The organism is Corynebacterium doosanense CAU 212 = DSM 45436 (assembly GCF_000767055.1).
GTDB classification, from domain to species: Bacteria; Actinomycetota; Actinomycetes; order Mycobacteriales; family Mycobacteriaceae; genus Corynebacterium; species Corynebacterium doosanense.
On the sequence record NZ_CP006764.1, the window covers coordinates 1882077 to 1903585 of the forward strand.

Sequence of the window (21509 nt, forward strand, 5' to 3'; positions counted from 1 at the left end):
TCAGCGCCTCCTGTCGTTCTGGATGTATTCGACTCGGCGCGACCGGGACGCGGGCTGCGTCCTGGCGGCGGTGGCGTTTCTCGGGCCACCGACGCTACCAGGGCGTCTCGTGGCCGAGGAGCGGGCCGTCACCGGGGTGGCGCGGGGTGCGTCGCGACGCGACTGCGGCCGGACCCGCACCCCGGGGCGCAGGTTCTCTTCCGCCTCGGGCGCGGGTTCGCCGAGGAAGAGCACCCGGTCGAAGAGCGGGCGGCCGTAGCTCTGCATCGCGGAGACGGCCTCCGGCTCGTGACGTGCCACCGAGGCGAGCAGTCCCATGGAACCGATGGTGATGATCGCGGAGGTGCCGCCGGCGGAGATCATGGGCAGCTGGATGCCGGTGACCGGCAGCAGCCCGATGACGAAGCCGATGTTGATGAACGCCTGGGAGACCACGCTCATGGTCAGCGCCGCGGCGAGCAGCGCCTGGAACTGGTTCTGGGCTCGGCGGGCGGTGCGAATGCCGAAGAACGCCAGCGCCGCGAAGAGCAGGATGACCAGCGCGCCGCCCCACAGGCCGAGTTCCTCGCCGATGACGGCGAAGATGAAGTCGTTCTTGGCCTCGGGCAGGTAGAACCACTTGGCGCGGGACTGACCCAGCCCGACGCCGGCAAACGAGCCGTCGGCCAGCGAGAGGAAACCCTGGTGGCTCTGGAAGGCGGTCGAGCGGGTGTCGGAGAAGTTGCCCGTCAGCGCGTCGAAGTAGGTGTGGAAACGCGCGGAGCGGAAGCCGCCGCTGATGAACACGGCAGCGAGGCCGACGATGGCCCCGACCACGGCGATGACGATGAACTTCCACTGGATGCCGGCGAAGATGAGCGTGAACCCCACGACCACGGCTAAGGACATGGCCATGCCGAGGTCGCCCTGGGCGATGATGAGGCCGAACCACACCACGGCGACGGCGATGAACTGCACGAAGGGGCTGCGCACGGTGGTCTCCACGTGGCGTTTGCCGGCGAGGTGGCAGGCACCCCACACGGCGATGACCACCTTGGCCAGCTCGGAGGGCTGCAGCGAGAAGCCGCCCAGTACGATCCAGGACTGCGAGCCCACGGACTCGCGCCCGGTGCCGATCCCGGGGATGAGCACCGCGACCAGGAGCAGCAGGGTCAGCCACATGAGCCACGGCGCAGCCCGGCGGACAAACCGCAGCGGCAGCTTCAGCGCGACCCAGAACGCCACCAGCCCGATGGTGACCATCATGGTCTGGCGCGCGGCCTCGCTGAAGACGCTGCCGCCCTCGGAGACCGACGTGGTCATTGAGGAGGAGAACACCATGACCACGCCCAACCCGACGAGGACGAGCACGATGATCCGGATCATGAGGTAGTCGAAGCCCGGCTGACGGGACAGGTAGTCGTTGGTCCGCGCGACGTAGTCGCGCAGCGTGGGCCGCTCGGTGGTTGACGGGGTGCTCATCGATTCTCCTCGGGGTCTGCATCGATGCGGGCGGCTGCTGCCGTGAACAGGTCGCCGCGCTGGCCCATTCCGGTGTACATGTCCAGGCTGGCGGCGGCGGGGGCGAGGAGCACGGTGACCCCGTCCTGCCGATGGGCGAAGTCGACGAGTTCGGTCATGGCCTTCTCGGGTTCGGTCTCGTCGGTGACCAGCACCGGGATTCCCGGGGCGTGCTTCTCGACGGCCGCGGCCAACACTCCGCGGTCCTGACCGAGCAGGCCCACGGCGCTGAGCCGGTGGGCATGGGTGCGCAGGAGATCGTCGACCTCGGCGCCCTTGAGCTGCCCGCCGGCGATCCAGATCACCCGGTCGTCGAAGGCCCCCAGGGCGGCGTCCGCGGCGTGCGGGTTGGTGGCCTTGGAGTTGTCGATCCACTGCTTGCTCCCGCGGTGCACCACGGCCCCGCGGTGTCCGGCGACGCTGAAGTTCGCCAGGGCAGTGGCGATGGTGTCCGGCGCGACACCCTGGGTGCGGGCCACGGCGGCGGCCGCGAGGGCGTCCAGGACACCGGCGGGACCCGCCGGCTGCAGTCCCTCGGCGGAGCAGATGTCCACCGGTTCGCCGTCGATGCGGTCGGTGATCCGCCCGTCCACGACGCCGACTTGCCCTGGCTCGGGCTCGGCGACCGTGAAACCCACCAGGTTGGCGGGGTTCAGGCGCTCGACCTCGGCGCGCACGAGAGCGTCGTCGATCCCCGCGACGGGCCGGCCGGCCGTGAGCACACTGGCCTTGTCGGCCGCGTACGCGGCAAGCGATCCGTGCCAGTCGAGGTGGTCCTCGGCGAGGTTGAGCAGCACGCCGGCGTCCGGGCGCAGCTCGGAGGACCAGTGCAGCTGGAAGCTGGAGAGCTCGGCGACGAGGACGTCGACGCGCTCCTCGGCGCGCAGGGCGTCGGCCACGGCGGTGCCGATGTTGCCCACCGCCTGCGCGTGTTGCCCGGAGGCGGCGCAGTGCAGGGCCATGATGTCGGCCAGCATGGCCGTGGTGGTGGTCTTGCCGTTGGTGCCGGTGACTACCAGCCAGGCGCGCGGCGTCCCGAATACCTCGGCCCGGTCGAGCCGGTAGGCCAGCTCGACGTCACCGATGACCTCCACCCCGGCCCGTTCAGCCTCGGCGAAGATCTCGGAATCGGGGCGCCACCCGGGGGAGGTGACCAGCAGCGAGACCGATCCGCCGCGCAGCAGCTCGCGGGCGGACTCCGTGGCGATGACGCCGGGGAGCTGGGAACGGTCGTCGACAAGCACGACGTCGGCGCCGAGGGATGTCAGCAGTGCGTGGGTGCCGGTGCCGGAGACTCCCGCGCCGGTGACCAGGACGGTGCCGGTGCCCAGGATGTGCTCCATCACGGTGCTCCCAGCGAGGCGGTGGAACTGAGCCACTCGCCGTAGAAGATAGCCACGCCGCCCAGCGCGCCGAGCGCGGCGATGATCCAGAAGCGCACGACGACGGTGACCTCGTTCCACCCGCCGTTCTCGAAGTGGTGGTGGAAGGGCGCCATGCGGAAGATGCGTTTGCCGGTGGAGCGGAAACTGGCCACCTGGAGCACGACCGACGCGGCCTCCATGACAAAGAGCGCGCCGACGATGATCATGAGCAGCTCGGTGCGGCTGGCCACGGACAGTCCGGCCACGAGCCCGCCGAGGGCGAGGGAGCCGGTGTCGCCCATGAAGATCTTCGCGGGCGAGGCGTTCCACCAGAGGAATCCGACGCAGGCGCCGAGGCCCGCCGCGGCGAGGACCGCGAGGTCGAGGGGATCTCGCACGGCGTAGCAGCCGGCCTCGACCTCCACCTGGCAGGAGTTGCGGAACTGCCAGAAGGTGATCAGCGTGTACGCGCCCATGACCATGGCGGTCGAACCCGCGGCCAGTCCGTCGAGGCCGTCGGTGAGGTTGACGGCGTTGGACCAGGCCGCGATGAGGATGTAGATGAAGACGAGGAACAGCACCAGCCCCACGATCGAACCGCCGATGGCGAGGTCGATGGTGTCGATGTCCCGGATGAACGACAGGTTCGTCGAGCCCGGGGTCAGGCCGAGGTCGTCGGGGAACTGGAGGATGACCACGCCGAAGACGATGGCGATGGCCAGCTGCGCCAGCAGCTTCGCGGTCTTGTTCAGGCCCAGGTTGCGGCCCTTAAAAAGTTTGATGTAGTCGTCGGCGAAACCGGTGGCGCCCAGCGCGAGCGTCAGGCCGAGCACGATCCAGCCGGTGACGGAGAACCCGGAGCCGGTCGTCGCCAGGCCGTAGAAACCCTGGACCAGGTAGGCGATGGTGATGCCGGAGATGATGGCGATGCCACCCATGGTCGGGGTACCGCGTTTACGCAGGTGGGAACGGGGTCCGTCCTCGCGGATCTCCTGGCCCAGTCCCTCGGCGGAGAAATAACGGATGAGCATCGGGGTGACGAAGATGGCGACGAGAAACGCCACGATCCCCGCGATAATGATTTGAGTCACTTACTTCGCACCTTGCCCATGTTCTTGCCCGAGTTTTCTGTCCACAGTTGCGCTCACCCGGTGGGGTGGCACGTCGTCAGTCACCGTAGTCGGCTCACCTGCCCGCACTGCTCTGCCCCTCGCGCGTGTCCGAAAGCAACTCCGCCACGCGCCACAGGCCCGCGGAGTTCGAGGCCTTGACCAGCACCACGTCCGGTCCGCGCTCCTCACCGGAGAAGGGAGGACGCGTGGCGACGATCGTGTTCACCCTCTCCACGGCCTCCTCCACCCCGCCCGCGCGGGAGACGTCAAGGCCTCGTTCTGCGGCGGCCTCGGCGACCGCCTCGGTGAGCTCCCCCTCGCCCACCACCACGAGGTGGTCGACATTGAACTTGGCCAGCGACAGTCCGAGCTCGCGGTGCGCGGTGATCCCGTCGCCGCCGAGCTCCCCCATCGGGCCGAGGACGGCGATCGCCCGCGAGCCCGGGTGGGCGGAGGCCGTGTAGGCCAGGGCCGCCACGGCCGCGCTCATGGACTCGGGGTTGGCGTTGTAGGAGTCGTTGATGATGGTCAGCCCGTCGCGGCGGGTGGACACGTCCATCCGGTGGGCGCTCGCCGCGCGGTGCCCGCTGAGTGCGGTGGCCACCGTGGCCGGCTCCATGCCCGCCTCGATGGCCGCGGCCGCGGCGGCGAGGGCGTTGGAGACCTGGTGGGCGCCGAAGACCCGGAGTGAGACGGGGACGGGTGTGAATCCCGGGCCCTGCAGGGTGAAGGAGGCGCGGGCGACGTCATCGAGCTCCACGTCGGTGGCGACGTAGTCCGCTCCCGGCGCCGGCGGGGTGGCCGCGGAGTACGTGACCACCTTCGCCGAGGTCCGCCCGGCCATCGCCGCGACGAAGGGATCGTCGAGGTTGAGCACGGCCACTCCCCCGTCGGCCGCGGCGGGGAGGGACTCGACGAGCTCGCCCTTGGCGGTCGCGATGTTCTCTCGGGAGCCGAACTCGCCGAGGTGGGCGGAGCCGACGTTGAGCACCGCGCCGATCGAGGGCGGGGCGATGGTGGCCAGGTGCGCGATGTGCCCGATGCCGCGGGCGGACATCTCGGCGACGAGGAAACGGGTGCTCTCGTCGCAGCGCAGGACCGTGTAGGGGTGGCCGAGTTCGTTGTTGAAGGATCCCGGCGGTGCCACCGTCGGGCCCTCGGCGGAGAAGACCGCGTTCATGAGGTCCTTGGTGGAGGTCTTGCCGGCCGAGCCGGTGACCCCGACGATGCGCAGGCCGTGTTCCCGGGTCAGCCGCTCGGCCACCGCGCGGGCCAGAGCGCTGAGTGCGTCGACGACCGCCTGGAAGACCTCCCCGTCCGAGTCGCCGGCCGCGTCGACGATGACCGCGGGGGCGTCGACCGCACGGGCCGCCAGCACTCCCGCGGCACCCTTGGCTGCGGCGGCCGCGGCGAACTGGTGCCCGTCGACCTTGTCCCCCGGCAGGGCGACGAACAGGCCGCCCGGGGTGACCTTGCGGGAGTCGAACTCGACGAACCCGCTGACCACGGCTGCGGGGTCGGCGGCGTCGTTGAGCTGTCCGCCGGTGAGGTCGGCTATCTCTGCGAGTGTCAGGGCAATCATGGGGGGAATCCTCCGTGTCGATCCGTTAGTTCTGCCGGCCCGAGAACCCACGCTCGCGCAGGGCGCGGCGGACTTCCTCGCGGTCATCGAAGTGCAGCACGGTGTCGCCCACGATCTGGCCGACCTCGTGCCCCTTGCCCACGACGACAACCGCGTCGCCGGGGCGGGCCCAGTTGATCACGGCGTCGATCGCTTCTCGACGCGACGCCACCTCACTGATCTCCGCGCCCGTCGCCGCCTCGCGGGCCCCCGAAACCACGGCGGCGCGGATGGGGGCGGGTTCCTCCGTGCGTGGGTTGTCGTCAGTCACGACGACGAAATCCGCTCCCCGCGCTGATTCTGCCCCCATCAGCGGGCGTTTGCTGGAGTCCCGGTCCCCGCCCGATCCGACGACGACTCCGATGCGTCCGTCGACCTGGCCTCGCAGGGTGCGCAGGACCGCGGAAATGGCGGCGGGTTTGTGGGCGTAGTCGACGACCGCGACGAAATCCTGGCCCTCGTCGATACGCTCCATGCGCCCAGGAACCGCGACCTCGCCGAGGCCGCGCGCGAAGGCGTCGACATCCACGCCGACGCGGGAGGCGAGCGCCAGGGCGAGGGTCGCGTTGGCCACGTTGAAGTCACCCGGAAGGGGAAGATCGGCCGTGACGCGGTGCCCGCCGAGGTCGACCTCGATGACCTGCGCGCCGGTCGCGTCCTGGGAGACCTGCCGGCCACTGACGTCGAGGCCCTCCTGCCCGCGTGTTCCCACACGCACGCCGGAGCCGGCCCGCTCGGCCATGCGCTCACCCCAGGTGTCGTCCACGCAGATGGCGAAGTCCCGCGCCCGCAGCGGGGAGTCCGGGGCGAAGAACGCGGCCTTCGCCTCGAAGTACTCCTCCATGGTGGGGTGGAAGTCGAGGTGGTCCTGGGAAAGGTTGGTGAATCCGGCGACGTCGAAGTCCGCGCCGGTGACCCGGCCGAGCTCGAGGGCGTGGGAGGAGACCTCCATGACCACGTGGGTGACCTTCTCCGCGAGCATGTCGGCGAAGAGCGACTGCAGCGTGGTGGCCTCCGGGGTGGTGAGCTTGGTGGGGACCACGCGCCCGTCGATACGTGTTCCCGTCGTGCCGATCAGCGCGACTTTGTGGCCCGCCGCGATCAGTCCCTGTTCGAGCAGGTACGTGGTGGTGGTCTTGCCGGAGGTGCCCGTGACGCCGATGAGCGTCATCTCGCGGGAGGGATGGCCGTAGATCTCCGCCGAGACGTTGCCCAGCACGGCGCGGACGTCGTCGACGACCAGGATCGGGCGGCGCTCGTCGGTCTGGCGGATGATGCTCAGCCCGGCCTCGTCGGTGAGGATCGCGCCCGCCGCGGAGTCGAAGGCGTAGCTGGCGCCGTGCACCCGGGTGCCGGGGACCGCGGCGAACAGCCCTCCGTCGGCGAGCGTGGAGCTGTCCAGGCTGATCGAGGTGATCGTCTGCGAGGCATCCAGTGCACCGGCGCCCTCGATACGTGCCCCGGCAATCTGGGCCAGGTGGGAAAGAGTGACGTTCGGTGTCATGGGGGGTCGTCCTTCGCGGGGTGTCGAGGAGGGGTGAGGGAGCTAGGGAGCCTGCAGGATCAGGGTGTCCGCCGGCGGGGAGGGAGGGATGTTCTCCTTGTCGATCAGCCAGTTGGCTATGTCATTGAACACGGGGGCCGCCGACTGTCCGCCGGCGCCTCCCTCCTTGGTGCCCCGCTCGGGATCGTCGAGCATGATGGCCACGACAAAACGCGGATCGTCGGCCGGCGCGATCCCGGCGAAGGTGATCCAGTAGTCGCTGTTGGAGTAGGCGCCGGTGGCCGGGTCGACCTGCTGGGCCGTACCGGTCTTGCCGGAGGTCTGGTAACCCTCGATCCCCGAGCCGCCGGCGGTGCCCGACTGGGCTCCGCCCGCGGGGTCCTGCTGCATGGTGGAACGGAACATCTCGACGACCGTGCGCGCCGCCTCCGGGCTGATCACCTGCGTCGTCTCCGGCGCCTCCTGCTCGACGACGTCGCCGTCGGCGTTGGTGACCTGCTTGATGATGCGCGGTTCGATCCGCTCGCCGTCGTTGGCGATGGCCTGGTAGACACCGGCCATCTGCAGGGTCGTCCAGCTCATGCCCTGGCCGATGGGCAGGTTGGCGAAGGTGCCCCCGGACCACTGCTCCAGCGGGGGTCGCAGGCCGGCGGACTCCGCGGGCAGCTCGACGTCGGTGTACCGCCCGATGCCGAAGCCGTTGAGGTACTGGTCGTATTTCTCCTCGCCGAGGCGCTGGGCCAGCATGAGCGTGCCCACGTTGGAGGATTTGCCGAAGATGCCGGTGGTGGTGAAGTTCGTTCCCGAGTGCTGCCACGCGTCGTTGACGGTGATGCCCGCCATATCGATGGATCCCGGAACCATGTGCACCTCGTCCGGGGTGGTGAGGCCCTCGTTGATGACGGCGGCCGCGGTGATGATCTTGGCCACGGAGCCGGGCTCGTAGGGCAGCGAGATCGAGGAGTTCTCGAAGTCCTTGCCCTTCTTCAGCTGATCCTCGATGTTCTCGTTGGGGTTGATGGTGTCGGTGTTGGCCATGGCCAGCACCTCGCCGGTCTCGACGTCGAGAACCACGGCCTCGGCGTGCTGGGCCAGCGAGTTGGCCTTTGCCTGCTCCAGCTTCTGCTGGACAAACGTCTGCAGCTCCAGGTCGAGGGTGAGCTCCACCCGGGCGCCGTCGACCGGTTCGACAACGTCGCGCAGCGTGCCCGGGATGACCTGACCGGTGGAGGCGACGTCCTCGGTCGAGCGGCCGTTGACCCCGGCGAGCAGGTGATCGCCCGAGGCCTCCAGGCCGAACTGCCCCTGGCCGTCCATGGACACCCGCCCGAGGATGTTCTCCCCGATCGCCCCGTTGGGGTACTGGCGGATGTCCTGGTGGTCGGCGGCGACCCCGTGGAACTCGGCGGCGATCTCGGCCGCGACGTCGGGATCGACGTTGCGGACCAGCACCTCGTAGGTGGAGTCGGCCGTGAGTTTGTCCATGATCTCTTTGGGATCAACCTTGTCCGTGCTCGCGCCCGTGTCCTTGATCATGTCGGGAATGCGCTCCGACATGTCCTTCATCACCTTGTTCACGCGGTCGTTGAGCTCGGCGTTGATCTGCTCCGGGCTCATCGCGTCGGTGTTCTCGGTCTGCAGGAGTTCGGACTCCTGCTGCTGACGGAGCTCGTCACGCAGGACGTTCGGCGACACGGTCAGCGAACGCGCCTGCATGGTGTAGGCGAGCTGGTTTCCGGCGTGATCGGTGATCTCTCCCCGGCGGGCCGGTTCGACATAGACACGGGCGCGCTGCTCCTGGGCCTGCGCGGAGAGCTCTGGGCCCCAGGCGAGCTGCACCCAGGCGAGGCGGCTGATGAGCAGAACCGCGGCGACGAGGATGAACGCCACCACCAGGCGGGCGCGCCTGGTCATGGTGGTCTTCTGCGAAGGAGCGGCTCCCCCGGCTGCGGCGGAGTTGACGGCGCGGGCGCGCGCGGGCGACGGTGGACTGAGCGGCGCACTGCTGCGCCGCTGTCGTCCGCGTTCGTGTCGGGAGTTGGGGTGTGTCACTGCCCGGTGGTCACCTTCTAGTTGAGTGCGGGTGCGGCAGGAGCTCCGGGAGCCTCCTGCGCGGCGGGTGCTGCGGGTACTGCGGGAGCGGCGGGCGCTGCCGGAGCGGCAGGTGCAGCGGGGGTCGTACCGCTGCTGTACGGGGCGACACCTGCGGCCGGCAGCTGCTCTCCCTGCGGCACGGCGGGGAGATTGTCGCCGGACAGTTCGCCGGTTTCCTTGGGGTCACTGGAGGCCTGGCCGGGTCGGGCCGGGTCGCCATTGACGTCCAGCATAGGACTGACGATGCCGTCGGACGCCCGGTTCTCGGTGATGTCGCCGTTTTCTTCGACGGTGAGGATTCCCGGCTGATCCGGCACGACCATGCCCATCTCCCGCGCCCGGCGGGCGAGCTCTGCGGAGGACGAGACGTGCTCGAGGTCGCGGTTGAGGGTCTCGAGCTGGTTGGAGAGCTGCGATTCCTGGGCCACGAGGGAGTTGATGCGGAAGGTCTGCTGGGTGGCGATGCCCGACAGCCACATGGCGATGACGATGCCACCGATGAGCATGACGATCGCGATCGCGCTGACCTTGGGCAGCAGGCCCACGGCCTTGATCGGCTGGGTCCGGCGTCCGCGAACGGACACCACCTGCCGCGATCCCAGTCGCCGCGGGCTGGGCTGGACTCGGTCGTCCTCGACCGGGCGGCGGAGCGGGGTCGGCGTCGTGAGTCCCCGAGGCGGGGCGACCCGGGTCTGTGCGCTGGCCCGGGAGGGGGCACGGTCGAGCACGGCCGTGCCCGAGCGCTGCGCGCGGGTGGCGGCGGTGGTGAGATCGCGGCTTGCTCCCATGTTCATGGGTCCTTCCGGGGAGTTGTGCTGTCGGCGGGGTCGGCGGGTGGTGGTCGGATTGGCCATTTAGTTGTCTCCCCGTTCAGCGATGCGTTCGATGGCCCGCACCCGCACGGAAGCCGCGCGCGGGTTGTCCTCGATCTCCCGGTCGTTGGCCTTTTCCGCCCCGCGGGTTACCACGGCGAACTTCGCCGAGGTCCCCGGGAGGTCCATGGGCAGCCCGGGCGGCGTGGTTGACGTGGTCAGCGCGGTGAAGGCGGACTTGACGATCTTGTCTTCGAGCGACTGGTAGCTCATGTACACCGCCCGGCCCCCGACCCGCAGCCGGTCGGTGATGGCCGGGATGGACTTCTCCACCGATTCGAGCTCGGCGTTGACCTCGACCCGCAGGGCCTGGAAGGTCCGCTTGGCGGGGTGTCCCCCGGTGCGCCGGGTGGCGGCGGGGATGGTGGCGTAGAGCAGCTCGACGAGCCGCGCCGACGTCGTGAACGGCTGATCCTCCCGCTCGCGCAGGACCGCCGAGGCGATCTTCCCCGCGAAACGTTCGTCGCCGTACGTCTTGAGGATCCTGGCGAGGTCGCCGTGGCTGTACGTGTTGAGCACGTCCGCCGCGGTGATTCCCATGGTCGGGTCCATCCGCATGTCCAGCGGCGCATCCGCGCGGTAGGCGAATCCGCGGTCCAGCTGGTCCAGCTGCATGGACGAGACCCCGAGGTCGAACAGTGCCCCAGCGATCCCGTGTTCGCGGGCGATCTCAAAGATCTCTCCCGCGGGCGTATCGACGGCCCGTTCCAGGTCATCGAAGGTCGCATGCACTCCGATGAATCGGTCACCGAACCGGGCCAGCCGTTCGGTCGCCGCGGCCAGTGACGCGGTGTCGCGGTCGATGCCGATGACCCGTGCGTCCGGGAAGGTGGAGAGGAAGTGCTCGGTGTGCCCGCCGGCACCCAGGGTGCCGTCGACGATCACGGCCGTGGCTCCGGCGGATTCGACGGCGGGGGCCAGGAGCGCTGCCATGCGGTCGCGGAGGACGGGGACGTGTCCGTGGTTGACTGCGAGATCCTCGCTGAGTCGGTCCTGCTGTTCCGGTGTCATGCGTCCTGCCGCCTCCTTCCTGCGTCCGTGTGAGTGAAATTCGGCCCTCGGTGCCGGCAGTGGAGGCTGTCGGCCCTCGGGTGTCCGGGGTGCATATAGGGCCCTGCCCGGGGCGGGGATCTGATGTCGGGGAAGTACACCAGAGCATCCGCCCCGGACAGAGTCCTTACACACACTCCGTCGGTGACAACCCGGCTCTAGAGGAGCCCGGCCAGGATGTCGTCGTCGTCCGCCGCAGAGAACGCGGCTTCTGTGTCGTTTTGGTACTCGGACCAGGATTCGGCGTCCCAGATTTCGAGAAAATCCACCGAGCCGATGACCACACATTCTTTCGACAGTCCCGCATATTCGCGGTGTGCCGCCGACAAGGTGATACGACCGTTTCCGTCGGGACGCTGTTCATCCGCGCTCGCAGCGAGGTTGCGGATGAAGGCGCGAGCCTCCGGGTTGGTGCGGGACACCGCCGCGGCCTTCTTGGCCCGGGCGGCAAATTCCTCCCTCGGGTACACGGCCAGCGAGTGGTCCTGCCCCTTGGTGACCATCAGCCCGCCCGCCAGATCCTCACGGAACTTGGCGGGGAGAGTCAGGCGCCCCTTGTCGTCGAGCTTCGGGGTGTAGGTGCCGAGAAACATTCCCGGTCCCTCCCCTCCACTACGACGTCATCGGTCTGCACTTTGCGGTGACGTGTGGTGCACGTCTTTTCGATTGTCTTTTCTCGAGTGCCGGGTGAGGTTCGACCACGATCGGCCAGCCCCTCGTTCGCCACTGCGACCCACTTTAACCCACTATCACCCACCAGCACCACTCCCACACGCGCACAGATGTCCCCACAAAATATTTCCTGCAGGTCACGCGGGAGAAATTTGGTGGGGCGTGCTCCCCGACCGGTCCGTAGGTTATGTCAGATTCGCCCCTGGGGCCCCAAATCGCGTCATGGGACGCGTACGCACTACACGCCACTCATGCCCCTCCCTTTAATTGTCATACCTAGAAGAACAGGCGAGCTGCGCTTTCTCCATGCCGGAGTGCGAGGCCGCGGCCGGAATCAGGACGTGGGGCGAAGTGGGGCTCATCCCGGGATCCGGGGTGGGGCAAAGTGGAGCGAGGAGAAGAATGGGCCCAGGGTGCCGGGCGGTGGGCCCGGGAATGACAAAACCCGCACACCTCAGTGTGCGGGTAGGCAGACACCCTGCCGTCGACTCGGGCCCGGCGGGGGTCAGGGGTAACTTCGGGGCCTACTGGCCCTCGAACCGCTTCCGGAAGTTCTCCTCCATCCGGGAGCTGACCCCCGAGGAGTCCCCGGTCGACTGTCCCCCGGCCATCCGGGGCTGTGCGGAACCGCCCTGGGCCGGAGCCTTCGCGCCGCCGCCCCGCAGCGCCCAGATCCCCGCGCCGAACATGACCAGGAACCCGGCGATGCTCAGGGCGATGAACCACAGATTGTTCTGGGCGAGCGCGACACCGCCGATGAGCATCACCAGACCGACGACACCGATCGCCAGCGACTTGAGGTACGAGGTTCCTGACCCGAAGTTGAAGGTCTGTTCCTGGGCGGAGGAAGAACCGAATCGCGGGTCCTCCGCCAGCAGGGACTGCTCGATTTCACGGAGTGCCCTCTGCTCCTGCTCTGAAAGCGACACGTCATTCCTCCCCGGAACTGGCCTGGTGCGGCGTCTGAAATATGGACCGGAGACGGCCAGGCCGTCTCAGTGCTCTATCCGTTCAACGCCCAGCCTAACCGTATTGTTCCCAGCGGGACCAACACGGCGATTTCAGCCCCGGCATCACGCGACCGAGAGCCACCCGGCTTCCGCGTCCACCTCGGCGAGGAATTGCCGCGCGGCACTGAACAGGGCGAGCACGACCGCGGGGTCGGGCCGGGGAACAATCCCGTTGGCGACCCGGGACCGCAGGCCGGAGTACCGGGACAGCTCCCGCGACCACTCGGCACCGCGTTCGTCGACAAGCACGAGGCGCTCCCAGGCACTGGTGGGCAGACGCTTGCGCCGCGCGATCACCGGGGACGACGCGATCCGCGCGCCGGCCGTACGGAGGGCCGCCTGATAGGCGCTCTCCATGGCGAGCGCCCAGTCCTCGGCCTCGATGTAACCCTGCGCGTGTTCGATGAGGTCATGCGCGGACGTCAGGAAACGGTCACGCGCTCCCTCGCTGCGCCCGAAGCGGGTGGTGGCGGAAATGACGTTTCCCATGGTGGTCCTCCTTGTCGGATCCTGCGGGAGGCGACTGTCTCCCTGCGATGACCGGAACACTACGACCCCGCCCGGACACCACCGTCGATTCTATTCGAAATTGTGTTCGATTGGCCACCCCTCCCCCGGCAGGATGGCGCCGACGAGCCCGGTCGTGGTTCGATGGCAGGCGTGAACGTGTCCATTCGGCGAACCACCGGTTCGGAGTTCGCCCTCCTCACACCCCGTCTCGTCGACATCTACATCGACGCGATGGACTACCACCCGTCGATACGCGAATCCCGCATCCAGTCGTGGAAACGCGACCTCGTCAAACCCGGGTTCACCAGCGTCATCGCTGTCACGCCCGACGATGTCGTCGGTGTGGCCTACGGGTTTCTCGGCTCCCCGGAACACTGGTGGGACCGTCAGCTCCGCCGCGGAATGCGCGAGCAGGGGGTCCCGGAGGAGACCCGCGACGCCCTCCACTCCGGATATTTCGAGGTCGCGGAGATCCACGTCCGCCCGGGCCGCCAGGGAAACGGGCTCGGTCGCCGCCTGATCTCCGAGCTGCTGTGGAACGCGCCCGCGCCGCGAGCGCTCCTGTCCACCCCGGAGGTGGACGGAGAGGCGAACGGTGCGTTCGGCCTGTACCGGTCGCTGGGTTTCGCCGACGTCCTGCGCCAGTTCCGCTACCCCGGCGATGACCGCCCCTTCGCGGTCCTGGGGCGCGAGCTCCCCCTCGACTGAGCAGCGCCCCCGGGGCGGCTACGGGCCGGGTAGTAGGGTGGATCATCTACCGACGGCCGTGGTCCGCGGTCACCCCGATATGTAAGGACGATCCCTCCCGTGAGCTCCCAGAGCACCCCCGGCCCGCGCCCCGACCCGGCCACCATCGACTCCATCCCCGATGCCGCCCGCGCGCAGCTCGCGGCCTACATCGAGGCGCGCCGACCGGAGATCGACGCCATCGGCGCGCCCGTGACCACCGCGCTCGAGCATCTCGCGGACTTCGTGCTCGGGGGCGGCAAACGCATCCGACCCCTCTACGGCTGGGCGGGATTCGTCGGCGCCGGCGGGCTGGAGAACTCCTCCGAGGACCCCGAGGCGGTGCTCCGCGCCGTCAGTTCCCTGGAGTTCATCCAGGCCTGTGCCCTGGTCCACGACGACATCATCGACTCCTCCGAGACCCGGCGCGGGCGACCCACCGTCCACCGCGCGGTCGCCGCGGACCACCGCGACCGCAACCACCTCGGCGAGCCGGACCACTATGGGCTCTCCGCCGCCATTCTCATCGGCGACCTGGCGCTGGCCTGGGCGGACGACATGTTCGCCGACTCCGGCATCTCCGCGGCCGCCTTCGCCCGGGCCCGCGAGCCGTGGCGGGGCATGCGCACCGAGGTCATCGGCGGTCAGCTGCTGGACATCTCGCTGGAATCGAGTGGTAGCGAGGACATCACCCTCTCCCGCTCGGTCAACCGCTACAAGACCGCCGCGTACACCATCGAACGCCCCCTGCACATCGGGGCGGCGCTGGCCGGCGCGGATGAGCAGCTCATCTCCTCCTTCCGCGGCTACGGCCACGACATCGGCATCGCCTTCCAGCTTCGCGACGACCTGCTCGGCGTCTTCGGTGACCCGGCTCTAACCGGCAAACCGGCCGGCGACGACCTCCGGGAGGGCAAACGCACCGAACTGCTCTCCCTGGCCCTCGCCGACGCGGACCGCAGTGATCCCGCCGCTGCCGCCGAACTGCGCGCCGGGGTGGGCACCGTGGACGACCCCGCGGACATCACCCGGCTGGCGGACATCATCGCCTCCACCGGCGCGCCGGAGCAGATGGAACAGCGCATCGAGGAGCTCACCCGCTCCGGCCTCGCGCACCTGGACCGTGTGCAGCTCCCGGAATCGGTGAAGTCCACGCTGCACTCGCTGGCCATCCGCTCCACGGAACGTCGGACGTAGGAGCCACCCGCACATGAGCACTTCCGTCTCCCCCGGGGAAACCCACGCCACCACCCGGCGCGGCCACGTCGACCGCTGGCTGTCCGTCCTGCCCGGCCCCCTCCCGCTCGGCGTCGTCGGCGCGCTCCTGCTGGCTGTCAGCTCCCACGGAGCAGGTGCTACCCGCAACCGAGGCGGAATCCTGGAATGGCTCGACCTGGAGTTCCTCGGCTTCGGCCACGGGGCCGCGCTCATGGGTGCCCTCTTTTCCGTGGGGCTCATCGCCATGGTCCTCGCCTGGGTCCTGCTGGGCCGACGCGTGGTCACGGACCGGGACCGTTCAGATCCCGGCCGCCTCCGCGAGGCACGCACGACGCTCTTCGCCTGGTGCCTGCCCCTGCTCTTCTCCGCCCCCATCCTCTCCCGGGACGTCTACTCCTATCTCATGCAGGGCGCGATGGTGCGCGACGGATTCGATCCGTACACGGAGGGCGCGGCCGTCAACCCCGGCGCCTACCTGCTCGAGGTCTCCCACGACTGGCGTAACACCACCACCCCGTACGGCCCGCTCCACCTGTGGATCGGGGAGGGCATCACCACGCTGGTGGGCGACAACGTCGCGGCCGGGGTCGCGGCCTACAAGGTGGTGTCCGTGCTGGGTTTCCTGGCCATCGCCTTCGCGGTGGAGCGCATCGCCCGCCACCTCGGCGGCGACCCCACGATGGCGCTGTGGCTGGGAGTGGCCAACCCGGTCATGGTCTTCCACATGATCGGGGGGATGCACAACGAGTCCATCATGGTGGGTCTGGTCTCCCTGGGCCTGCTGGCCTGCCTCAACCGACGTTTCCTGCTCGGGGTGGCGCTCATAGCGGTGGCCGTGTCGTTGAAGGCGACCGCAGCCATCGCCCTGCCCTTCATCGTGTGGATGGCCACCTTCCACTTCTCCCGGACGCTCACCTACTGGCCGCGGCGCGTCGGTGTGTTCGTGGCCGCGGGATTCATCGGACTGGTGGAGACCATCGCCGTGGTGTGGGCGGTGACCTGGGCATCCGGTTCCTCGTGGGGCTGGCTCTCGGAGATCACCGGCAACTCCAAGGTGATCAACCCGCTGTCCAGCCCGACCCTGCTGGCGGAGATCGCCACCCCGTTCTTCCAGCTGTTTGCCCCGGACTTCGACTACAACGTGGTCATCGGCGCGGTCCGGCCGGTCTTCTCGGTGCTCATGCTGCTCGGGCTCGTGGCCACCTGGTGGTTCTTCCGCGGCGGCGACCGACGGTCGGTCATGGGCACGGCCGCGGCCTATCAGATCGCGTTCCTGCTCAGCTCGGTGACGCTGCCGTGGTACTTCGCCTCGTCGCTGTCCCTGGTGGGCACGTTCACTCCCCCGCTGTGGCTGGTCAAGTTCGTCACCGGCGCCTCCATTGTCGTGGCGCTGGCGTTCACCGGCAGCGGCAACCACCAGCTCTACAACCTGGTGTGGATCCTGGGCACGGCGGTCGCCGCCTGGGTGCTCACGGTGTACATTTTCCCGCTGGATGCCCACCGCCGGCCCGGTTTCTCCGGCGGCCCGGCCCCGGAGACCCGCGCGTCCTAGAACGCCATGGCCTGCGCCCGGCGGATGACCTCGCGGGCGCCGTGGCCGTGGAAGTTGTCGATCGGGCGCCCGGGCAGCGAGTCGTCCTCGGTGAACAGGAAGGTGAGGATCTCGTCATCGTTGAAACCGCCGTCGACAAGCACGGTGATCGTGCCGGAGGCGTACTTGTTGATGGTGCCGTCGTCATCCAGCAGCAGTGCCGGGATGCGGCGTTTGCCCTCGATGTTGCCGACCACGAGGCGGTGGGCAGTGAGAAGATCGCCCACCCGGGTGACCGGGACCCCCATGCGTTCGGCGAAATCGGTGAGCGTGAGCAGCTCGTCGCCGGAGGTGAGCTCGGACAGAGAATTGTTGTCATTCGGTGATGTCACCCCTCCCACCTTAGAGGTTCGCCGCCCGTGGGTCGGCTACCACCAACCCGGGGCCATCGGCCATACTGGTGGCCATGGCTGAACTCGCAGTTGGCGACGTCCTGGAGGGGCGCTACCGCATCGATCACCCGATCGCGCGCGGCGGCATGTCCACCGTCTACCGCTGTGTCGACCTGCGGTTGGGGCGCGCCGTCGCCGCGAAGATCATGCACGACCGCTTCGCCGACGACGCCGCCACCCGCGGGCGGTTCCGGCGCGAGGCCCGCGCGATGGCACAGCTCTCCCACCCCAACCTCGTGGGTGTCTACGACTTCTCCTCCGACGAGGGGATCTCCTTCCTCATCATGGAGCTCATCACCGGCGGCACCCTGCGTGAGCTGGTCGCCGAGCGCGGGCCGATGCCCCCGCACGCGGCCACCGCGGTCATGCGTGCCGTGCTCACCGGCCTCTCCGTCGCCCACTCCCAGGGCCTGGTCCACCGGGACATCAAACCCGACAACATCCTCATCAACGGCGACAACCGGGTGAAGGTGGCGGATTTCGGCCTGGTCCGGGTCTCCTCCGCCTCCGAGCACTCCACCAACGAGATCGTCGGCACCGCCGCGTACCTCTCCCCCGAGCAGGTCGACGGCTCGGAGATCACCCCTGCCTCGGACGTGTATTCCGCGGGCATCGTGCTCTTCGATCTGCTCACCGGCACCGTGCCCTTCACCGGGGAGACCCCGCTGGCCAAGGCGTACCAGCGCATCACCCACGATGTGCCCTCGCCCAGCTCGCGTATCGACGGCATCCCCCAGCTCTTCGATGAACTCGTCGCCACCGCCACCGCACGGTCGCCGGAGGACCGCTTCGCCGATGCCGGCGAGTTCCTCGCCGCGCTGGACGACGTCGCCGCCGAGCTCAACCTCCCCGCCTACAGCGTCCCCGTCCCGACCAACTCGGCCGCACACCGGGCGGCCGCGGTGCCCACGGACACGACGGGCATCATCGAGACCACCAACCTGGGAGCCGTCACCGGCCCCGAGCCGGAGAACGAGACCTCCGTGCTCCGCCCGGAGAATGAGACCAGGGCACTGGGTGCCGTCCCGCCGCCGCCGGTCCGGCCGGCCCCGGCGCCCCTGCCTGCGCCGATTCCCGCTCCGGAGCAGGACAACCGCCCCGTCGCTCAGCGCCCCGACGAGCCCGCTCCGGTGAGCAACCGCTCCGGTTGGCGGCTGTGGCTGGGCATCGCGGTTGCCGCAATCGTCCTGACGGCCGTACTTCTCGGCGGCTGGTGGTTCGGCTCGGGCCGATACGGCGAGATCCCGCAGGTGGTGGGCATGGACCGCGCCGCGGCCATCAGCACCGTGACCGAGGCCGGGTTCGAGACCACCACGGAGATCGTCTACGACGACGACGTGCCCGCCGACCAGTCCGCCGGCACCGATCCGGCCGGGGGTTCCAACCTGCTGCCGGGAGAGATGGTCACGGTGCTCATCTCGCAGGGCCGGCCGTCGGTACCCGAGATTCCCGCTGGCATGGGGGTCGAGGACTACCGGGCCCTCGCGGGAGAGCGCACCTTCGAGGTCGCCACCGGAGAGTCCGTCTACTCCGCCGACGTCCCCAGCGGCGCCGTCGCCGAGACCACCCCGCCCCCGGGCACGACCCTCGACACTGGCTCCACCGTCACCGTCCACCTCTCCAAGGGGCCCGAGCCCGTGGAGGTCCCCACCCTCACCGGCACCGATCTGGACGAGGCACGCGCGATCCTGGAAGGCTCCGGCCTGGTCATCGGCGAGGTGACCCCGCGGTTCGACAAGGACGTTCCCGGCGACGCGCTCATCACCACCACCCCGGGCCCGGGTGCCACCCTCACCCGCGGAGACAGGATCGACCTGGTCGTCTCCACCGCCGTCGCCGTCCCCGACGTCACGGGGATGACCCTCGTCGATGCCAAGGCCGCGCTGCAGGACGCGGGCTTCTCCGTGGCCGACACCCGGGACCCCGCCCTTGTCGGCGAATCCGAGGACACCGTCGTCGCCCTCGAACCCTCCGCCGGCACACTCACCGACCCGGAACGCGACCGGGACGTGATCGTCGTACTGCCCGGGCAGATCACCGTTCCCGACGTGACCGGGATGACCGTCCGCGAGGCACGGTCCACGCTGCGCGGTGTCGGGCTGGACATCAACGCGTCGGTCTTCGCCAACTCTCAGGTCATCTCCGGCCAGTCCCCGGCCGCGGGCACCCCGCTGCGCCGGGACGAGGACGTGCGGGTGCAGTCCCGCTAGTCGGCCGCCCCGGGCACACGACGACGCCCGGCCCCGAGGGATTCGGTGGGCCGGGCGTCGAAAAGCGGAAACCGCCTAGTTGCGCAGCATCTCCGCCACGAGGAAGGCGAGCTCCAGGGACTGCTGGGTGTTCAGGCGCGGGTCCACGGCGGACTCGTAGCGGCCCGGGAGGTCTACGTCGGTGATGTCCATCGCGCCGCCGAGGCACTCGGTGACGTCCTCGCCGGTGAGCTCGATGTGGATGCCGCCCGGGTGGGTGCCCAGCGCGCGGTGCACCTCGAAGAATCCCTGCACCTCGTCGATGATCTTGTCGAAGTGGCGGGTCTTGTAGCCGTTGGACGCGGTGAAGGTGTTGCCGTGCATCGGGTCGCACTGCCAGACGACCTTGTGGCCGGACTCCTCCACGGCCTTGACCACGGCGGGCAGCACGTCGCGGACCTTGTCGTGGCCCATGCGGGTGACGAAGGTCAGGCGGCCGTCCTCGAAGTTCGGATCCAGGCGGTCGGCGTAGGCGACGGCCTGCTCCGGGGTGATTGACGGGCCGATCTTGATGCCCACCGGGTTGGAGATCAGCGCGGCGAAGTTGACGTGGAAGTCCTCCAGGCCGCGGGTGCGCTCGCCGATCCACAGCATGTGTGCGGACTGGTCGTAGAGACGGGTCTCACCATCGGCGTCCTCGGACAGACGCAGCATGCTGCGCTCGTAGTCGACGAGCAGCGCCTCGTGGGAGGAGTAGATGGTGGAGGTGCGCAGCGACTCGTCGCGCACGCCGGCGGCCTCCATGAACTTCAGGCCGGCCTCGATCTCGTTGGCCAGGGCCTGGTAGCGGGCGCCGGCCGGGGAGGCGGCGACGAACTCGCGGTTCCACTCGTGCAGGCGGTTGAGGTCCGCGGTGCCCGAGCTGGTGAGCGCGCGGACGAGGTTCATGGCGGCCGAGGAGTTGGCGTAGGCGCGGACCATGCGGGCCGGGTCGTGCGCGCGCACCTCTTCGGTGGGCTCGACGCCGTTGACGATGTCACCCCGGTAGTTGGGCAGGCCGTTGGAGTCGAGGTTCGCGGAACGCGGCTTGGCGTACTGGCCGGCGATGCGGGCGATCTTCACCACCGGGGTGGAGGCGCCGTAGGTCAGCACGACAGCCATCTGCAGCAGGGTGCGGATGTTGGCGCGGATGTGCGGCTCAGTGTTGGACTCGAAGGTCTCGGCGCAGTCGCCGCCCTGCATGAGGAAGGCGCGGCCGTTGGCGACCTCCGCCAGCTTGGCCTTCAGCTCGACGATCTCGGGGGCCACGACCACGGGCGGGACGGACTCGAGGATCTTGCGGACATTGTCCGCCTGACCCTGGTCCCAGGTCGGCTGCTGATGTGCTTCCCGCGCCAGAACGGACTGGAAGCGCTGGTTCAGCTCGCCCGGAAGGGGCGGCAGGTCCGGAAGAACGGATCGGGGAATGTCAATTGTCCAACTCACAGAGTTATTTGTAGCACGCCCGGCCACCGGCTATCCACGCAGTACCTTATTTTCTCTACCCAACGGCATCGCCTCGTTGATGATGCGGAACTTCTCCACGTTGAAACGTGCGTCCACCAACGCATCGTGGTTGCCCGAGGGCACCCGGGGCAGCACCGGTTTCCCGGCCATGTGCCAGTACTGCTTGAGTTCGTTGGTGTAGCGCGGCAGCGCCCGGGGCATGCCGGTCATGTCGCCGAACAGCTGGGCCAGGACGACGTGGTCGTAGGCTCCGACCCAGGCCCACAGGTCCACCGGCCCGGGTCCGGCGGTGAGAAAGTCCACGAGCTCGGCACGGATCGTCTCCAGCGACCTCCACTCGGGCGCGCTGGGACTGGGCAGTTTTCCCAGCACGTTGTCGCGCACCCACTGGCCTGCGCGGGAGGAGTCGAAGTCCGTGGAGACGGCGTAGTACTCCCGCCCGTCCTCGGCGACCACGCCGATCGAGACCAGCTCAATGGTCCGGCCGTCCTCGATGAATTCCGTGTCGTAGAAGTAGCGCACGCCGGGTCCCTTTCCCCGCTGGAAGTGTTGTCGAAAGCCCAGCCTATCCCCCGGGT

18 protein-coding genes are annotated in these 21509 nt (G+C 69.0%); 4 read left to right on the forward strand and 14 right to left on the reverse strand.

The annotated features are described in order from the left end of the window. The 11 genes from CDOO_RS09235 to CDOO_RS09285 all read right to left on the reverse strand — a co-directional run bounded on the left by CDOO_RS09235 (position 1) and on the right by CDOO_RS09285 (position 13288). Positions 1-1461 carry an FtsW/RodA/SpoVE family cell cycle protein gene (locus tag CDOO_RS09235; RefSeq protein ID WP_018020869.1) on the reverse strand — a complete coding sequence of 487 codons (1461 nt, stop codon included), beginning with the start codon at positions 1459-1461 and terminating at the stop codon, positions 1-3. Continuing rightward, positions 1458-2843 carry a UDP-N-acetylmuramoyl-L-alanine--D-glutamate ligase gene (gene murD, locus CDOO_RS09240; protein WP_018020868.1) on the reverse strand — a complete coding sequence of 462 codons (1386 nt, stop codon included), beginning with the start codon at positions 2841-2843 and terminating at the stop codon, positions 1458-1460. Before murD ends, CDOO_RS09235 begins: the two co-directional genes overlap by 4 nt. After that, positions 2843-3955 carry a phospho-N-acetylmuramoyl-pentapeptide-transferase gene (gene mraY, locus CDOO_RS09245; protein WP_020384519.1) on the reverse strand — a complete coding sequence of 371 codons (1113 nt, stop codon included), beginning with the start codon at positions 3953-3955 and terminating at the stop codon, positions 2843-2845. The genes murD and mraY overlap by 1 nt, the downstream gene beginning before the upstream one ends. Before the next feature lie 94 nt (positions 3956-4049). Continuing rightward, positions 4050-5558, reverse strand: a complete 1509-nt coding sequence (locus CDOO_RS09250; protein ID WP_018020866.1) for a UDP-N-acetylmuramoyl-tripeptide--D-alanyl-D-alanine ligase — start codon at positions 5556-5558, stop codon at positions 4050-4052. A gap of 25 nt (positions 5559-5583) precedes the next feature. Continuing rightward, positions 5584-7101: a UDP-N-acetylmuramoyl-L-alanyl-D-glutamate--2,6-diaminopimelate ligase gene (locus tag CDOO_RS09255; RefSeq protein WP_018020865.1), complete on the reverse strand. Its 1518-nt coding sequence runs from the start codon at positions 7099-7101 to the stop codon at positions 5584-5586. Between the two features lie 42 nt (positions 7102-7143). Next, positions 7144-9015, reverse strand: coding sequence for a peptidoglycan D,D-transpeptidase FtsI family protein (locus CDOO_RS09260; protein WP_018020864.1), 1872 nt, complete (start codon positions 9013-9015; stop codon positions 7144-7146). A gap of 155 nt (positions 9016-9170) precedes the next feature. Beyond that, complete coding sequence (gene ftsL / locus CDOO_RS14375; protein WP_155861255.1) at positions 9171-10049, reverse strand: cell division protein FtsL; 879 nt, start codon at positions 10047-10049, stop codon at positions 9171-9173. Further along, positions 10050-11078 carry a 16S rRNA (cytosine(1402)-N(4))-methyltransferase RsmH gene (rsmH, locus tag CDOO_RS09270; RefSeq protein ID WP_018020862.1) on the reverse strand — a complete coding sequence of 343 codons (1029 nt, stop codon included), beginning with the start codon at positions 11076-11078 and terminating at the stop codon, positions 10050-10052. A gap of 197 nt (positions 11079-11275) precedes the next feature. Then, positions 11276-11710: a division/cell wall cluster transcriptional repressor MraZ gene (gene mraZ, locus CDOO_RS09275; RefSeq protein WP_018020861.1), complete on the reverse strand. Its 435-nt coding sequence runs from the start codon at positions 11708-11710 to the stop codon at positions 11276-11278. Between the two features lie 603 nt (positions 11711-12313). Then, the gene (locus CDOO_RS09280) at positions 12314-12718 is read right to left on the reverse strand and encodes a DUF3040 domain-containing protein (RefSeq protein ID WP_018020860.1); all 405 of its coding nucleotides are present in this window, start codon (positions 12716-12718) and stop codon (positions 12314-12316) included. 144 nt (positions 12719-12862) lie between these two features. After that, complete coding sequence (locus CDOO_RS09285; protein ID WP_018020859.1) at positions 12863-13288, reverse strand: SAV_6107 family HEPN domain-containing protein; 426 nt, start codon at positions 13286-13288, stop codon at positions 12863-12865. Positions 13289-13450: 162 nt separating this feature from the next. On the opposite strand from CDOO_RS09285, the gene CDOO_RS09290 reads away from it, so the two are divergent. The 3 genes from CDOO_RS09290 (at position 13451) to CDOO_RS09300 (ending at position 16805) form a co-directional block, all read left to right on the forward strand. Beyond that, positions 13451-14017 carry a GNAT family N-acetyltransferase gene (locus CDOO_RS09290; RefSeq protein ID WP_018020858.1) on the forward strand — a complete coding sequence of 189 codons (567 nt, stop codon included), beginning with the start codon at positions 13451-13453 and terminating at the stop codon, positions 14015-14017. Between the two features lie 99 nt (positions 14018-14116). After that, positions 14117-15232, forward strand: coding sequence for a polyprenyl synthetase family protein (locus CDOO_RS09295; protein ID WP_018020857.1), 1116 nt, complete (start codon positions 14117-14119; stop codon positions 15230-15232). A 13-nt stretch (positions 15233-15245) separates the two neighbouring features. Continuing rightward, on the forward strand, positions 15246-16805 hold the full coding sequence (locus CDOO_RS09300; protein WP_018020856.1) for an alpha-(1->6)-mannopyranosyltransferase A: 1560 nt from the start codon (positions 15246-15248) through the stop codon (positions 16803-16805). Here the strand turns inward: CDOO_RS09300 and CDOO_RS09305 are convergent. Next, positions 16802-17176: an Rv2175c family DNA-binding protein gene (locus CDOO_RS09305; protein WP_018020855.1), complete on the reverse strand. Its 375-nt coding sequence runs from the start codon at positions 17174-17176 to the stop codon at positions 16802-16804. The two genes, CDOO_RS09300 and CDOO_RS09305, sit on opposite strands and share 4 nt — an antisense overlap. A gap of 74 nt (positions 17177-17250) precedes the next feature. Here CDOO_RS09305 and pknB point away from each other — a divergent pair, with 74 nt between their 5' ends. Next, positions 17251-19446, forward strand: a complete 2196-nt coding sequence (pknB, locus tag CDOO_RS09310) for a Stk1 family PASTA domain-containing Ser/Thr kinase (protein WP_018020854.1) — start codon at positions 17251-17253, stop codon at positions 19444-19446. 75 nt (positions 19447-19521) lie between these two features. On the opposite strand, the gene CDOO_RS09315 is transcribed toward pknB, so the two are convergent. Both CDOO_RS09315 and CDOO_RS09320 read right to left on the reverse strand, forming a co-directional pair. Next, positions 19522-20910: a class II 3-deoxy-7-phosphoheptulonate synthase gene (locus CDOO_RS09315; RefSeq protein WP_018020853.1), complete on the reverse strand. Its 1389-nt coding sequence runs from the start codon at positions 20908-20910 to the stop codon at positions 19522-19524. 30 nt (positions 20911-20940) lie between these two features. After that, a complete protein-coding gene (locus CDOO_RS09320; protein ID WP_018020852.1) occupies positions 20941-21453 on the reverse strand; it encodes a polyadenylate-specific 3'-exoribonuclease AS in 513 nt (170 codons plus the stop codon). Positions 21454-21509 lie beyond the last annotated feature (56 nt).